General features: G+C 73.4%; 13 protein-coding genes and 1 pseudogene. 8 read left to right on the top strand and 6 right to left on the bottom strand.

The genetic code is table 11. The features are described from left to right. The first annotated feature begins 28 nt into the window (after positions 1 to 28). Both ABD350_RS05770 and ABD350_RS05765 read left to right on the top strand, forming a co-directional pair. Positions 29 to 934 (top strand): metallophosphoesterase family protein, encoded by a 906-nt coding sequence (locus ABD350_RS05770; RefSeq protein ID WP_344346661.1) that lies wholly within the window; start codon positions 29 to 31, stop codon positions 932 to 934. After that, on the top strand, positions 882 to 1,580 hold the full coding sequence (locus ABD350_RS05765; RefSeq protein ID WP_344346658.1) for a 4'-phosphopantetheinyl transferase family protein: 699 nt from the start codon (positions 882 to 884) through the stop codon (positions 1,578 to 1,580). Before ABD350_RS05770 ends, ABD350_RS05765 begins: the two co-directional genes overlap by 53 nt. Positions 1,581 to 1,876: 296 nt before the next feature. Here ABD350_RS05765 and ABD350_RS05760 read toward each other — a convergent pair whose 3' ends face one another. Both ABD350_RS05760 and ABD350_RS05755 read right to left on the bottom strand, forming a co-directional pair. Beyond that, entirely contained in the window at positions 1,877 to 2,104 is a 228-nt protein-coding gene (locus tag ABD350_RS05760; protein WP_344346657.1) for a hypothetical protein, read from the bottom strand. Between the two features lie 214 nt (positions 2,105 to 2,318). After that, entirely contained in the window at positions 2,319 to 2,975 is a 657-nt protein-coding gene (locus ABD350_RS05755; protein WP_181798509.1) for a helix-turn-helix domain-containing protein, read from the bottom strand. A gap of 243 nt (positions 2,976 to 3,218) precedes the next feature. Here ABD350_RS05755 and ABD350_RS05750 point away from each other — a divergent pair, with 243 nt between their 5' ends. After that, entirely contained in the window at positions 3,219 to 3,890 is a 672-nt protein-coding gene (locus ABD350_RS05750; RefSeq protein WP_344346655.1) for an MmyB family transcriptional regulator, read from the top strand. A 305-nt stretch (positions 3,891 to 4,195) separates the two neighbouring features. Here the strand turns inward: ABD350_RS05750 and ABD350_RS05745 are convergent, their stop codons facing one another. Continuing rightward, positions 4,196 to 5,494, bottom strand: a complete 1,299-nt coding sequence (locus tag ABD350_RS05745; protein ID WP_382466806.1) for an MFS transporter — start codon at positions 5,492 to 5,494, stop codon at positions 4,196 to 4,198. A gap of 157 nt (positions 5,495 to 5,651) precedes the next feature. Here ABD350_RS05745 and ABD350_RS05740 point away from each other — a divergent pair, with 157 nt between their 5' ends. Both ABD350_RS05740 and ABD350_RS05735 read left to right on the top strand, forming a co-directional pair. After that, on the top strand, positions 5,652 to 7,700 hold the full coding sequence (locus ABD350_RS05740) for a phosphocholine-specific phospholipase C (RefSeq protein WP_344346653.1): 2,049 nt from the start codon (positions 5,652 to 5,654) through the stop codon (positions 7,698 to 7,700). 66 nt (positions 7,701 to 7,766) lie between these two features. Further along, positions 7,767 to 8,624, top strand: a complete 858-nt coding sequence (locus ABD350_RS05735) for an LURP-one-related family protein (protein ID WP_344346652.1) — start codon at positions 7,767 to 7,769, stop codon at positions 8,622 to 8,624. An 84-nt stretch (positions 8,625 to 8,708) separates the two neighbouring features. On the opposite strand, the gene ABD350_RS05730 is transcribed toward ABD350_RS05735, so the two are convergent. Both ABD350_RS05730 and ABD350_RS05725 read right to left on the bottom strand, forming a co-directional pair. Then, positions 8,709 to 9,749: a DMT family protein gene (locus ABD350_RS05730; protein ID WP_344346651.1), complete on the bottom strand. Its 1,041-nt coding sequence runs from the start codon at positions 9,747 to 9,749 to the stop codon at positions 8,709 to 8,711. Next, positions 9,746 to 10,546 carry a phosphatase PAP2 family protein gene (locus tag ABD350_RS05725; protein ID WP_344346650.1) on the bottom strand — a complete coding sequence of 267 codons (801 nt, stop codon included), beginning with the start codon at positions 10,544 to 10,546 and terminating at the stop codon, positions 9,746 to 9,748. The genes ABD350_RS05730 and ABD350_RS05725 overlap by 4 nt, the downstream gene beginning before the upstream one ends. Before the next feature lie 185 nt (positions 10,547 to 10,731). On the opposite strand from ABD350_RS05725, the gene ABD350_RS05720 reads away from it, so the two are divergent. Continuing rightward, a complete protein-coding gene (locus tag ABD350_RS05720; protein WP_344346649.1) occupies positions 10,732 to 11,346 on the top strand; it encodes a TetR/AcrR family transcriptional regulator in 615 nt (204 codons plus the stop codon). A gap of 252 nt (positions 11,347 to 11,598) precedes the next feature. Beyond that, the gene (locus tag ABD350_RS05715; protein ID WP_344346648.1) at positions 11,599 to 11,940 is read left to right on the top strand and encodes a hypothetical protein; all 342 of its coding nucleotides are present in this window, start codon (positions 11,599 to 11,601) and stop codon (positions 11,938 to 11,940) included. 15 nt (positions 11,941 to 11,955) lie between these two features. Here the strand turns inward: ABD350_RS05715 and ABD350_RS05710 are convergent, their stop codons facing one another. Continuing rightward, entirely contained in the window at positions 11,956 to 12,957 is a 1,002-nt protein-coding gene (locus tag ABD350_RS05710) for a DUF2510 domain-containing protein (RefSeq protein WP_344346647.1), read from the bottom strand. Positions 12,958 to 13,242: 285 nt separating this feature from the next. Between ABD350_RS05710 and ABD350_RS05705 the strand changes: the two are divergent. Then, positions 13,243 to 14,693: pseudogene (locus ABD350_RS05705) on the top strand (ATP-binding protein); the annotation flags it as partial.

Here is a 14,693-nt window from a genome sequence, read left to right as displayed (position 1 = left end):
ATCGGATGATCGGAAAGGGGTGCGCGGGGTGGAGTCGACGGCCGGTGCCGGACAACTGCTCGCCATCAGCGACCTGCACATCGGCTATCCGGACAACCGCGCCCTCGTGGAGGGCATGCGACCCGAGAGCGACGAGGACTGGCTGATCGTGGCCGGCGACGTCGCGGAGACCGTGGCCGACATCCGCTGGGCCCTCGGCACGCTCGCGCGCCGCTTCCGCAAGGTGCTGTGGGCGCCCGGCAACCACGAGCTGTGGACCCACCCCAGGGATGAGGTCACCCTGCGCGGCGTCGCCCGCTACGAACACCTGGTCGAGGTCTGCCGGGAACTGGGCGTCGTCACCCCCGAGGACCCCTACCCCGTGTGGCGCGGCGCCGGCGGCCCGGCCGTCGTGGCCCCGCTGTTCCTGCTGTACGACTACTCGTTCCTGCCGGCCGGCTGCGCCACCAAGGCGGAGGGCCTGGCCTACGCGGAGGGCACGGGCATCGTCTGCAACGACGAGTACCTGCTGCACCCCGACCCCTACCCGACCCGTGAGGCGTGGTGCCGGGCCCGGGTTGCCGAGACCGAGCGCCGGCTGGCCGAGCTGCCCGAGGACCTCCCGACCGTGCTGGCCAACCACTACCCGCTGGACCGGCACCCCACCGAGATCCTCTGGCACCCCGAGTTCGCCATGTGGTGCGGCACCGGGCTGACCGCCGACTGGCACCGCCGGTTCCGGGTCGCCACCATGGTCTACGGCCATCTGCACATCCCCCGCACCACCTGGCACGACGGAGTCCGCTTCATGGAGGTCTCCGTGGGTTACCCCCGCGAATGGCGCAAGCGCTCGGAATCGCCGGGAAGGCTGCGCCGCATCCTGCCGATGGAGGTCGAAGCAGGTGATCGAGGAGCTGCTCCCGGAGTCGGTCGTGGCCGTGGAGGCGCACACTGACGACCCGCTGTGGGAGACCCCGCTCTACCCGGCGGAGGAGGCGCTCGTCGTGCGCGCGGTGGCCAAGCGGCGCCGTGAGTTCGCCGCCGTGCGCGGCTGCGCCCGGCGCGCCATGGAGAAGCTCGGCGTGCCGCCGCGGGCCGTGCTCAGCGGCGAGCGGGGCGCCCCGCTGTGGCCGGACGGGCTGGTCGGCAGCATGACCCACTGCGACGGCTACTGCGCCGCCGCGCTGGTCCGCGCCACCGACCTCGTCTCCCTCGGTATCGACGCAGAGCCGCACGGGCCGCTCCCGGAGGGCGTCGGCGACTCCGTGTTCCTGCCCGCCGAGTCCACGCGCCTCGCCGAACTGGCCCTGCGCCGGCCCACCGTGCACTGGGACCGGCTCCTGTTCAGCGCCAAGGAGTCCGTCTACAAGGCGTGGTTCCCGCTGACCCGCAAGTGGCTGGACTTCTCCGAGGCCGACATCACCCTGCACCCGGACACCGGCGGCGAGCCGTTCGGCACCCTGCGCGCCGAACTCCTCGTGCCCGGCCCCCTGGTCGGCGGCCGGCGCCTCCAGACCTTCGAGGGTCGCTGGATCGTCGGAAACGGAGTGGTGGCGACGTCCGTCGTCATACCGCACGCGTCCCCGGCGCCGAGCCCCTGACGGCCGGCACCGCGCGCACCGCACGGTCCCGGCGTTCCCGACGGCCGTGCTTCGCTGCCGCACGGTCCCGGCGTTCCCGACGGCCGTGCTTCGCTGCCGCACGGTCCCGGCGTTCCCGACGACCGGTGTCTCGCGTACCGCACGGCCCCGCCCCCCGCCCCCCCACGGCCCGCCCCCCGCCCCCCCACGGCCCGCGCCCCGCGCCCCCGCGGTCCGTGCCTCGCGCACCGTACGGTCCCCGTCCGCCGTCCCCTGGAGGCAACAGCCCGTGCCCCGCCCCGCCCCGCGCCGGGCCGTCAGGCGGGTGGGTACCAGTGGCGCAGCAGGCGGAAGAACTCCGCCTCGTTGCCCGCCAGTCCCGCGTGGGCCAGCGCCCGCTCGGCCTCGGCGAGGACCGTGGGCGGGACGACGGCGGGCCGGCCCCCGTCCGCCGGTCCGTCGAGGGCGGCGCGCACGGTGTGGAGCAGCCGCAGATACGCCTGGACGGCGGTGCGCTCACGATCGGTCAGTACGGCGGTGGGCATCGGTCGGCTCTCCCCGGGTAGGCGTCACGGTCACGCGCCCTGCGGCGCCGTGCACCGCGTCCTGCGGCGCACACCCCCAGCTTGCCGCCCGCCACTGACAATCCCGTCCGGCTCGGCCCGCGTTCGCCCGCTCAGCGCAGGCGCGCGGGGGAAACGGCCGTCCCCGGGCGCGCCGTACGGCCCGTCACCGGCGCGGCGGCCCCAGGGCCGCCGTTTACGACTCGGGCCGCTTCACGCTCTCCAGGAGCATGTCCAGCCACTCCGCGACCTTGTCCCGGTGCTGGTCGGTGGGCAACTGCGCGGCCCGCCAGGCGATTCCGCGCACCCCGTGGTCCTGGAGCAGCCGCTCCAGCGGATCCTCCGCGGCCTCGACGTCGGCCCGCTCCCGGTCCGCGAGCTTCTGCAGCAGCTCCTGCTCGACGCGCTGCAACGCGCCCGCCAGCGCCTCGGGGTCCTCCGCGGTGAGGAAGCCCGCGTGCACCCGGAAGAAGCGCTGCAACGCGTCGCAGTGCTCCATGGTGGGCCGCCGGTCGCCGTTGATGAGGGCGCCGGCCTGCTGCCGGGACATGCCCGCGCCGTCGGCGATCTCCTGCTGGGTGTACCGGCGTCCGCCCGGCTTCAGCCGGGTGCGGCGCAGCAGGTCGAGGCGCTGCAGGAAACGGGCCTGGACGTCCGGCTCGCCCGCCGGCCGGCCGCTGAGCAGGGCCCTGACCACCGGCTCGGGCACCCCGCAGGCGATGGAGAGCCGCCCGACGTCGAAGACCTCGGCGTGCGGGACGCCGAGGCGGTCGGCGAGCGCGGTGACGCGGGCGACGACGGCCGGCAGCTGGGCGGTCGCCGAGGCGCCCGGATCCTCGTAGCCATCCGTCACCGACAGAACTCCTACGTCTCTAAAGAGGGCTTCAGATGCGTCCGTGCTTCTCACGAGCGGTCGCCGTGAACTTCCCGGAGACTAGCCGGTGTCCGGAACCCACATCCAGGTGTCGCCACAACTGTGGCGAATTTCAGCCGTCAACCGGCATGAAATGCCACGATAGTTGACATGACTCTTGCCTGGGCAGCAGGATCGCATCGCCGCGTGAAAGGCCGCAGAGGCAAGAGGGGTGACCTCCCGATGGCACATCAGGCAGGAGGGCAGCGGTCGGCACCGCGGCCCGTCCCCGACACTTGCGACACCCAGGCGTACCTCCAGGACTACGGGGCGCTGCTGGAGTACATGTCGTGCCCGTCCCTGGTCGTCGACCACCAGTGGAACGTGGTCATGGCGAACCGGGCGTTCGAGGCGCTGTTCGGCGGTGTGCGCCCGCATCCGACGGCCATGCCGGGGGAGAACTTCCTGCGGTTCGTGCTGTTCCACCCGGACGCGGGCGAGATCCTCGGCGAGCACGAGCCGGCCTGGTGCCTGCCGATGCTGGCCCAGCTGCGCACCGCGCTGGAGTCCTACGGCCACGACCAGGAACTCCAGGCCGTGCGCCGGGAGATCGCCCAGGATCCGATCATGGAGGCCGCCTACCGGCACGGCCTGCCGCACTGGATCCGCGCCGTCGGCGAGGCCGCGACCCGGCTCGACGGCGCCGTACGGCTCCTGCACCACCCGGACCCGCGCCACGGGCGCACCGAGTGCCGCATCGTGGAGGAGGCGCCGCAGGCGCTGCGGGAGCTGGGCTACCGGCGTCTGACGATGGTGCTGCGGGAGTCCCGCCGTCCCGCCGCGCCGGCCCGCCGTCCCCGCCGGGCCCGGGGCGCCGCCTCCCACCTCACGGCGGTCCCGGCCCCCGAGGTCTGACGGCCCGCCGGACGCCGGACTCGAACCGCCCCCGCCCCGGGGTAAGCACGCCCCGTCCTCCGGCCATGTCCGCGTCCCGGCGCACTTACGCGAGCGGCTGCCGCCGTCCGCAGCCTGGGGCGCGCGCACCCGGACCGTCACGGTGCTCGGCAGCACCGGCGGCACGGCCCGCACGACCATGGCCGGCGCCCAGGGCCACCGCTTCGACCCGGCCACCGGCAACACCGCGACCGTGTCCCTGCCCGGCGGCACCGGCCTGCGCCGCCCGCGTCCGGCCGCCCGGCCGCCGGGGCGTGGCTCCCGCGTCAGCGCTCCAGTTCCCGGTGGGCCGTCTCCGGCAGCCGCAGGTACACCAGGGAGGACAGCAGGCACAGCGCGGCGACGTACCAGGGGAAGAGCCCGGAGTGGCCCAGGTCCTTGAACAGCGTGCCGACGTAGGGGGCCGTGCCGCCGAACAGTGCCACGGTGAGGGAGTACGGGAAGCCGATGCCGGCCGCGCGCACCCGGGGCGGGAACACCTCGGCGTTGACGGCCGCGCTGACGGACGTGAACCCGGTCAGCAGGACCATGCCCGCGCATTGCACCAGCAGCAGTACGGCGAAGGAGTCGCGCAGCGCGTGCAGCAGCGGCACGCACAGCACGGCGAAGCCCACCCCGAAGCCGAGCAGCAGCGGCCGGCGCCCGATCCGGTCGGACAGCAGCCCGCCGAGCGGCTGGAGCAGGGCGAAGAAGGCCAGCGAGACCGTGCTCGCGAGCAGCGCGTCCGACTTCGTGACGCCCGCGTTGAGTTCGGCGTACGTCGGCAGGTACGACGTCCAGGTGTAGTAGGCGATGGTGCCGCCCGCGGTGATGCCGGCGATGAGCAGGGACTGGCGCGGATGGCGGCGCAGCGCCTCGAACAGGCCCGGCCGCGGCGCCTGCCGCTGTGCGGCGCTGCGGGTCTCCGCGGCGCCGCGCCGGATCCAGAAGCCGACCAGGCTGAACGCCCCGCCGAGCCAGAACGGCACCCGCCAGCCCCAGCCGTCCATCGAGGGTTCGGCGAGCGTGTTCACGAGCAGGGTGGCGATGCCGGACGCGACCAGCTGGCCGGCGGTCGTCGAGACGTACTGGAAGCTGGAGAACAGCCCGCGCCGGCCCGGCCCCGCCGACTCCACCAGGAAGGTGGTCGAGGCCGCGAACTCGCCGCCCACCGACAGCCCTTGGAGCAGCCGGGCGGCGACCAGCACCACCGGGGCGGCGAGGCCCGCCGAGGCGTAGGTGGGGGTCAGGCCCACCAGCAGACTGCTGCCGCCCATCAGCAGGATGGTGACGGTGAGGGCGGCCCGCCGGCCGTGCCGGTCGGCGACCGCGCCCATGAGCAGCCCGCCCACGGGCCGCATGAAGAAGCCGACCGCGAACACGGCGAACGTCGACAGCAGCGGCACCAGGGAGTTGCCGGTGCCCTTGGGGAAGACCGCGGCGGCGATGTAGGTGGCGAGAAACGTGTAGGCGTACCAGTCGTACCATTCCACGGCGTTGCCCACGGAAGCGGCAACAAGCTGTCGTACGGACCGTCCCGCCCGCATCTGTCCCGTCCTCTGCTTGCCTGTCATGATCGCGACCATCCCCGGCCGACGGGTTTCGCACACCTCCTGTAGCGATGAGTTCACATCCGTGCCACCGCACCCTTCCCTGACGTTTGCTGCTCTTGGAACACTCGCTCCGCGCACATTCCGTCATCTGGCGGCAATGGTGTACGTCAGGATGAGAGGACCCTCACCCATGCCCGAAGTCAACCGGCGGCGCTTCCTCCAGCTCGCGGGCGCCACCACGGCGTTCACGGCGCTGGCCGGCAGCATCCAGCGCGCGGCGGCCCTGCCCGCCCGCTACCGCACCGGCTCGGTGGACGATGTGGAGCACATCGTCGTCCTGATGCAGGAGAACCGTTCCTTCGACCACTACTTCGGCTCCCTGCGCGGAGTACGCGGCTTCGGCGACCCCCGCCCGGTCACCCAGAACGGCAGGTCCGTCTGGAAGCAGTCCGACGGCACCAAGGACATCCTGCCCTTCCACCCCGACGCCGACGACCTGGGCCTGGCCTTCATCCAGGACCTCCCGCACGGCTGGAACGACGGGCACGCCGCGTTCAACGGCGGCAAGTACGACAAGTGGGTGCCCGCCAAGTCCGCGACGACGATGGCGTACCTGACGCGCGACGACATCCCGTTCCACTACGCGCTCGCGGACGCCTTCACCGTCTGCGATGCCTACCACTGCTCGTTCATCGGCTCCACCGACCCCAACCGCTACTACATGTGGACGGGCTACACCGGCAACGACGGCAAGGGCGGCGGCCCGGTCCTCGGCAACGAGGAGAAGGGCTACGGCTGGACGACCTACCCCGAGCGCCTGGAGCGGGCCGGGGTCTCCTGGAAGATCTACCAGGACATCGGCGACGGCCTGGACGCCAGCGGCTCCTGGGGCTGGATCAACGACGCCTACCGCGGCAACTACGGCGACAACTCGCTGCTCTACTTCAACCAGTACCGCACCGCCCAGCCCGGGACCCCGCTCTACGACAAGGCCCGCACCGGCACCGACGCCCGCAAGGGCGAGGGCTTCTTCGACCGGCTGAAGGCGGACGTCCAGGCGGGCACGCTGCCCCAGGTCTCCTGGATCGTCGCCCCCGAGGCGTTCACCGAACACCCCAACTGGCCCGCGAACTACGGCGCCTGGTACGTCTCCCAGGTCCTGGACGCGCTCACCGCCGACCCCGACGTATGGGGGAAGACCGCGCTGTTCATCACCTACGACGAGAACGACGGCTTCTTCGACCACGTCATCCCGCCCTACCCGCCGGCCTCCACCGCCCAGGGCAAGTCGACGGTCGACCCCGCGCTCGACGTGTTCAAGGGCGACAGCGGCCATGTCGCCGGCCCCTACGGGCTCGGACAGCGGGTGCCGATGCTGGTCGTCTCCCCGTGGAGCAAGGGCGGCTACGTCTGCTCCGAGACCTTCGACCACACCTCGATCATCCGGTTCATCGAACGCCGCTTCGGCGTCCAGGAACCCAACATCTCGCCCTGGCGCCGCGCCGTATGCGGCGACCTGACGAGCGCCTTCGACTTCTCCCGCCAGGACACCGCGCCGGTGGCGCTGCCCTCCACGGCCGGCTACCGGCCGCCGGACGGCAACCGGCACCCGGACTACGTGCCCAAGCCGCCGGCCCAGGGCTCGCTGCCCCGGCAGGAACCCGGCAGCCGGCCCACCCGGCCGCTGAAGTACACCCCGGTGGTGGACGGTTCGGCGGACACGGCGGCCGGCAAGTACACCCTTACGTTCGCCTCCGGAGCGGGCGCCGGCGCGGCCTTCCTGGTCACGTCCGACAACCGCACCGACGGCCCCTGGACGTACACCACCGAGGCCGGCAAGACGCTCTCGGACACCTGGAACTCGGTGTACTCCGGCGGCACCTACGACCTCACCGTGCACGGCCCCAACGGCTTCCTGCGCGTCTTCAGGGGCCGCAACAAGGTGGCCGGCCCCGAGGTCACCGCCCGGCACTCGGGCGACGGCATCGAGCTGACGTTCACCAACAAGGGCTCCGGCACGGCCCGGCTCAAGGTCACCGACGGTTACGGCGCCGCCCCGCTCACGGTGACGGTGCGGCCCGGCGCCACCGTGAAGCAGGCCGTAAGCCTCGCGGCGAGCAAGCGCTGGTACGACCTGACCGTGACCTCGGACGCCGACCCGGCCTTCCTGCGCGGGTTCGCCGGACATGTGGAGAACGGCAGGCCCGGCGTCAGCGACCCGGCGATCGCCACGGGGTGAACGACCGATGAACACCGCTCCGTGCGGACTGGTCAGGTACCGGTCACATCAGGGTAGTGTGCCCCGGTGACCACGCAATCGAACACCCCTGCCGGCTGGTACCCGGACCCGCACGGAGCGCAGAACACGCTCCGTTACTGGGACGGCACGCAGTGGACCGACCACACCAACCCGGCCGCCGAGCAGGCCGCCGGACAGGTTCCGCCGCAGCAGGCCCCGGCCCAGCAGGCCGCTTTCCCGCAGCAGCAGGCTGCCGCCGCCGACCCCAAGGTCCAGCGCCAGGTGCAGAAGCAGGCCGGTGTCACGGCCGGCGGCGCCGGCGGCGGCACCCTCTTCACCGAGCCCGTCCTGGTCGTGAACCAGAAGGCCAAGCTCATCGAGCTGACCAACGAGTACAAGGTCATGGACCAGGGCGGCCGGGAGATCGGCTCGGTCACCCAGGTCGGCCAGGGCGTCCTGCGCAAGATCCTGCGCTTCGTCTCCAGCCTGGACCAGTTCCTGACCCACAAGCTGGAGATCCGCGACGCCCACGGCCAGCCGCAGCTGCTGCTGACCCGCCCCGCGAAGATCTTCAAGTCCCGGGTGATCGTGACCCGTCCGGACGGCTCCCCGATCGGCGAGATCGTCCAGAAGAACATGATCGGCAAGATCAATTTCGCGATGATGGCGAACGGCCAGCAGGTCGGCGCGATCAAGGCGGAGAACTGGCGGGCCTGGAACTTCGCGATCGTCGACCACGCGGACAACGAGGTCGCCCGGATCACCAAGACGTGGGAGGGCCTGGCCAAGACGCTCTTCACGACCGCGGACAACTACGTCCTGCAGATCCACTACCAGCTGCCCGAACCCCTGCTGAGCCTGGTGGTGGCGACGGCGCTGACCGTGGACACCGCCCTCAAGCAGGACTCCCGCGGCTGGGGCTGACCGGCCGGAAGCGGACACGAAGCGGTGCGGCCGGTGCCCGGGGTACTCCCCGCGCACCGGCCGCCGCCGTATTCCGCTTCCGCCTCAGAGCGCCGTGAGATGCCCCGGCTGCTCCGGTCGCCGCGGCACGAGCGCCGGTCCCTCCGCGGCCGCGCCCGGCTCGGGCCGCCGCGGGACGAGGGCCGGTTCGGCGGTGGCCGTGCCCGGTTCCAGTGCCAGTACGGCCGCCACCGGATGCTCCTCGTCCGCCACCGGAGGTGCCAGGTCCGCCATCGGACGTTCCCGGTCCGCCGGGTCGCCGGGGCCGGGGGCGGCCCGGGTGAGCAGCAGCACGCCCCAGGCGGCCAGCCCGGCACCGGCCAGCGCCAGCAGCACCCCGCCGGCCCCGCCCCGCAGCCCCTGTCCCAGCAGGCTGAGGCCGATGATCGCGGCGGCGACCGGGTTGGCGAGGGTGACCACGGCCAGCGGGGCGCCCAGCCCGCCGCGGTAGGCGGTCTGGGACAGCAGCAGCCCGCCCACGGCGAACGCGGCGACGAGCACGGCGCCCACGATCACCTCGGTGCTCAGCACCGGACCCGAGCGGTCCGTGGCCGCCACGGTCACCGTCTGGGTGAGCGCCGAGGCCACCCCGGAGGCGAAGCCGGAGGCGGTCGCGTGCCTCAGGCCCGGCCGCGCGCCGGGCCAGCACAGCAGCCCGATCCCGGCCGCCGTCGTCCCCGCGACCACCAGCGCCGCCGGCAGCGACAGCACCCGTGAGGGCGCCGGCCCGGACGCGGCGACCAGCAGCGCGGCCAGCCCCAGCAGGGTGAGCGCCGTACCGCGCCACTCCACCGCGCTGACCCGCCGCCCGGCCGCCCGCGCGCCCAGCGGCACGGCCGCGACCAGGGTGAGCGCGCCCAGCGGCTGGACGACGGTCAGCGGGCCGTACTTCAGGGCGACCACGTGCAGCAGCGCGGCGGCGGCGTTCAGCCCGACCGCCGACCACCAGGCGCCGGTGCCCAGCAGCCGCAGCAGCCCGGTGCCGGTGCTGCGCGCGGCCAGGCGTTCCTGGGCGACGGCGGCCAGCGCGTAGGCGACGGCCGACACCAGGGAGAGACCGAGGGCGGCCAGGGCGGCGGCGCTCATCGGCCCGCTCCCGCCAAGGCGGGCTCCCGGGGGACCGGCAGGCCGGTGCCGCGTCCCGCCGTGGTGGCGGTGCGCCGGGGCGGATGGATGGCGGCGAGGGCGAGGCCGAGCATGGCCGTGGCCACGAGCGCGTCGAGCCAGTAGTGGTTCGCCGTGCCCACGATCACCAGCAGGGTGATCAGCGGGTGCAGCAGCCACAGCCACCGCCAGGAGGACCGGGTGGCGGCGATCAGGCCGATGGCCAGCATCAGCGCCCAGCCGAAGTGCAGCGAGGGCATCGCCGCGAACTGGTTGGACAGATGGTCGCTGGAGGGCGGGCCGTACACGGAGGGGCCGTAGACCCGGCCGGTGTCCGTCAGGCCGGTGCCGGTCAGCATCCGCGGCGGGGCCAGCGGGAAGGTGAACGGCAGCACCAGGGCGGCCGTGGTGACCACCGCGAGGACCCGGCGAGCCCAGACGTAGTGCGCGGGCCGGCGCAGATACAGCCAGATCAGGAAGGCGAGCGTGGCCGGGAAGTGGACGGTCGCGTAGTAGGTGTTCGCCAGCCGGACCAGGGTGTCGCCGTGCAGCAGCGCGGACTGCACGGCGTTCTCGTGGGGGAGGTGCAGGTCCCGCTCCAGGTCCCATACGCGGCGGGCGTTGTGGAACGCCTCCCCGGTGTGGCCGATGGCCAGCCGGCGGCCGAGTTTGTAGACCAGGAAGAGCCCGGCGACCAGCAGGAACTCACGTATCAGGGGCGGTCGTGCCGGGGTCGCCGGTGCGGTGTCCGCCTCCGCAGGCTCGGTTCGGGCGTTCATCCCCCGGCCCCTTCGCTGACGGTGGTGCGTGTGGTGGTGCGTGCGCGTCCCGGCCGGTTGCCGGAACTCATCGATACGTTGCCGTACCGATACGCCAGTGTACCGATACGGTCGGGTACCGGTACACTTGCGTATCGATTGATGTGCGCCACACTGGACAGAGCACGAGCGAGGGGAAGCACCGCATGACGTCGCAGGCCGCGGAGGGACCGGACACGGTCGTCGCCTCGCGCCGCTCCAAGATCACGCCGGAGCGTGAGCGGGAGTTCTTCGACGCCGTGCTGGAACAGATCCGCGAGTGCGGCTACGACTCCGTCACCATGGAGGGCATCGCCGCCAGCACCCGGTGCAGCAAGTCCACGCTCTACCGGCAGTGGAAGACCAAGCCCCAGTTCGTCGCCGCGGCACTGCGCGCCAGCCGCCGGGTGCGGTTCGCCGGCGTCGACACCGGATCCCTCGCCGAGGACCTGCGCCAGGCCGCGCGGGCCGCGGGCGACTGGTCCGGCCAGGACACCCGGCTGCTCCAGGCACTCGGGCACGCGGTGACATCGGACCAGGAACTGGCCCGGGCGCTGCGCGAGGCGCTGGTCCACCCGGAGATCGCCGCGCTGGAGGAGATGCTCGCCCGGGGCGTCGCCCGGGGCGAGGTCCCGGCGGACCACCCCGCGCTGGAGTACATCCCCGCCATGATGTTCGGCGTCCTGCGTGTACGGCCGGTACTGAACGGGCAGTACGCCGACGCCGACTATCTGGTCCGGTTCGTGGAGGCCGCGGTGCTCCCCGCGCTCGGACTGGGATAAGACGCGGGCCGCCGTTCACGGGATGACTGGACGGCGACCCGCCCGCGCCGCACCGTGGGGACGGGGGCGGCGCGCACCCCCCGGCCGGGTGGGATTCCTCTTGAGCGGAGGGGAACCCCACCCGGCCGACTCGGGCCCTCGACACCCTGGACGGCAGTCGGTTCCCGCGAGCGCCGGCACGCAGTGACCGCGGCTCGTGGGCCGTCGTTGGCGGTACGTCACTCGCGTGGCTATCGAAGGAGAGCACGCCCCATGGCCGCCGTCTGCCCGAACTGCCACCTGCCCGAAATGATCGCGTACGTGGTCAACGACGAGGGACTGCACCCCTTTCCGTGCCTGGAGTGCAACACCGGGACCGTCCGCTCCACCCCCTACGGACATCTCTCCGGGGCGGCGCCGTGCGGCACCCACGGCTGTCAGGGGTCCGTACGGGACGACTACCAGTACGACCCCAAGGGCCGACTCTCCCGCCTGGACCGCGTCAGGTGCCAGCTCTGCGGAACCGACAAGACCGCGGTGACCGATGCCGGAAGAGCGCCCGAACGCGCCGTGTCCGACCCCCGGCTGCCGGGGAGCGCGAGCCGGCACCGGTGACGAGCGACGGCTCGGCTACACGGCCTGCCCGGTGCCCGTGCCGGCCGACGAGACCTCGACCCCCTTCAGGATCTCGTCCACGACGGACAGCTTCTGGCCGACGTCCAGGCCGAAGCGGATCACGACGATCCGATCGGGGGCGCCGGGGGAGGGGAACGCCACGGACTCGACGTAGCCGTCGGCGCCCTTGCGGGTGACCGCCTTCCAGCGGACCAGGTAGCCCTTCTGCCCGGCTACCGTCACCGCCTCGGAGGCCAGCTCCTCGTGCGAGGTGATGCCGCCGTAGGTGGTGCCGCCGTAGGACTCCTCGGCGTTGGCCGCGATGTCCGCCTTGGCGACCTCCTCCGCGGTGTCCCCCTTGGTGCGCAGCACCATCGCCGGAGCCGAGTAGGCGCCGCCCGCGGTGCAGGTCTGCGCCGGCTCCCCGGGGCACTTGTAGGAGTCTTCCGAGGTCACCTGGGCACCGGCACCCATCGTCTGCCCGGTCCAGCCCTTCGGCACCGGCAGGCTGATCCCGTTGACCGGGTCCGGCACCGAGCCGCCGCCCCGGACCTCCGGCGGCCCCGACGGACCCGGGGACGGCGCACCCCCACCGGACCCACCGGACCCGCCCGGGTCGCCCTGCGGGCCCCGGCCGTCGTCACCGCCGTACGGCGTCTGCCGCGACCCCGCGCGGTCGCCCCCGCCGCCGTCGTCGGTCAGGGCGTACACGCCCACCCCGATGCTCGCCAGTACCGCGGCCGTCACCGCGACGGCTATCCCGGTGCGCAGCCCGCGCCGGGACCGGGCCGGCGGCTGGGCCGGATACGCGGGATACCCCGGGTACCCGCCGTACCCCTCCGCGGCCGGGTCGCCCGGCTGGACCGTCCCCGGTGCCGGGGGACCCCACGGGGCGGCCGTGCCCGCCGGGCGGGTCCGGTCCGTCCAGGCCCCGCCGTCCCACCAGCGCTCGGTGGGCGGAGCGTCGTTCGTCTGCCCGGGGTCGGGGTACCACCCGGGAGGAGTCGCCTGCGTCATGCCCCCACCGTATGAGGTGTCGGTGAAAGTGTGATGAGAGGATCCGGCACCGGTCGGGCGGACCAGGGGATCCGCCGCCGTGTATCCCCGTGCCGGCAGCCGCCTCACGGACCCGCCGCCCGTTTCGCCGACGCCGCCACCGCCGGCCGCACCGGGGCCGAACTCGCCCGTGCGTACCGTCTTTCACCCGGCCGGGCAGCACCTGCCCCGACCGCCCCCGCGGGCCGCGCCGGACGGCTACGCTCGGTGCCTGTATGCCGTGCGGGCGACCTGGGGAGGGAACGGATGACGGACGGACGGCCAACGGCGGCCGGCTCGGCACCCCTGTGGGAGCGGGACGCCGAGATCGCCACCGTCGCGGCGGCGCTCGACTCCCTGTGCGCCGACCGGAACGCGGCGGGCGGCCTGCTGGTCTTCCGCGGCAAGGCCGGACTCGGCAAGACCGCGCTGCTGGCCGAGATCCGCCGCATGGCCGAACGCCGCGGCTGCTGCGTCTGGTCCGCCCGCGGCGCCGAGACCCTCGGATCCGTCCCGTTCCACGTCCTGCGCCAACTGCTCCAGCCCGCACTGCTGTCCCTCCCGCCCGACGAGGTCCGCGACCACCTCGGCGACTGGCACGACATCGCCGGCCCCGCCCTCGGCATAACCGAACCGCTCGGGGACAAGGCCGACCCGCACTACGTCCGCGACGGCCTGGTCTCCGCCGTACGCAGGATCGCCCGCCGCACCTGGCCGCTCGTCCTGCTCCTCGACGACGCCCACTGGGCCGACCCCGAGACCCTGCGCTGGCTCGCCGCGTTCGCCGAACGCCTGGACGACGTGCCCGTACTCGTCGTGGTCGCCCGCAGACCCGACCGGACCGGCGGGGTCGGCGCCCGTCACCTCGACGCGGCCGCCGCCGCCGCGGGCCGCCCGGTCAACGACCTCAACGCCCTCACCCCCGGCGCCACCGCGGGCCTCACCCGGGCCACGCTCGGCCGGCACGCCGACGACGCGTTCTGCCGCGAGGTCTGGGCGGTCACCGACGGCAACCCCTTCGAGACCGTCGAACTCCTCGCCAAGGTGCACGACAGCGAACTGGAGCCGGTCGAGGCACACGCCGGGGAGCTGCGCGCCCTCAACCGCGCGGCCCGCGGCGGCGGACTGGTCGACCGGCTCAAGGGCCTCGGTCTGGAGGCCACCCGGTTCGCCTGGGCCGCCGCCATCCTCGGCACCGGCATCACCGTCGACATGGTCGCCCGCCTCGCCACCATGGACGGCGACCTCGCCCGCTCCTGCGCCGACGTGCTGTGCACCGCCCGCATCCTCACCCGCCCCGAACCGGCCACCGACACCGAACGCGGCACCGAGGAGCTGGAGTTCGTCCACCCGCTCATCGCCACCGACGTCTACCGGTCCATCCCCTCCGGGGTGTGCACCGCCATGCACGGCGTCGCCGCGAAGCTCATCACCGAGCTGGGCCGGGGCGCCGCCGAGGCCGCCCGGCACCTGCTGAAGGTGCACCCGGACGAGGACGAGGAACTCGTCGAGCAGCTGCGTCAGGCCGCCCGCGAACACCTCGCCGTCGGCGCGCCGGACGCGGCCCGCCACTGCCTGGAACGCGCGCTGCGGGAGCCGCCCCTGCCCGAGGTGCACGCGCACGTGCTGTACGAACTGGGCTGCGCCACCCTGCTGACCAGCCCCGCCGCCTCCATCGACCAGTTGCGCAGCGCGCTCGGCATGCCCGGCCTGGACGG

This window comes from Streptomyces nogalater, from assembly GCF_039532885.1.
GTDB classification, from domain to species: Bacteria; Actinomycetota; Actinomycetes; order Streptomycetales; family Streptomycetaceae; genus Streptomyces; species Streptomyces nogalater.
This window is presented reverse-complemented; position numbering and strand designations above follow the sequence as displayed.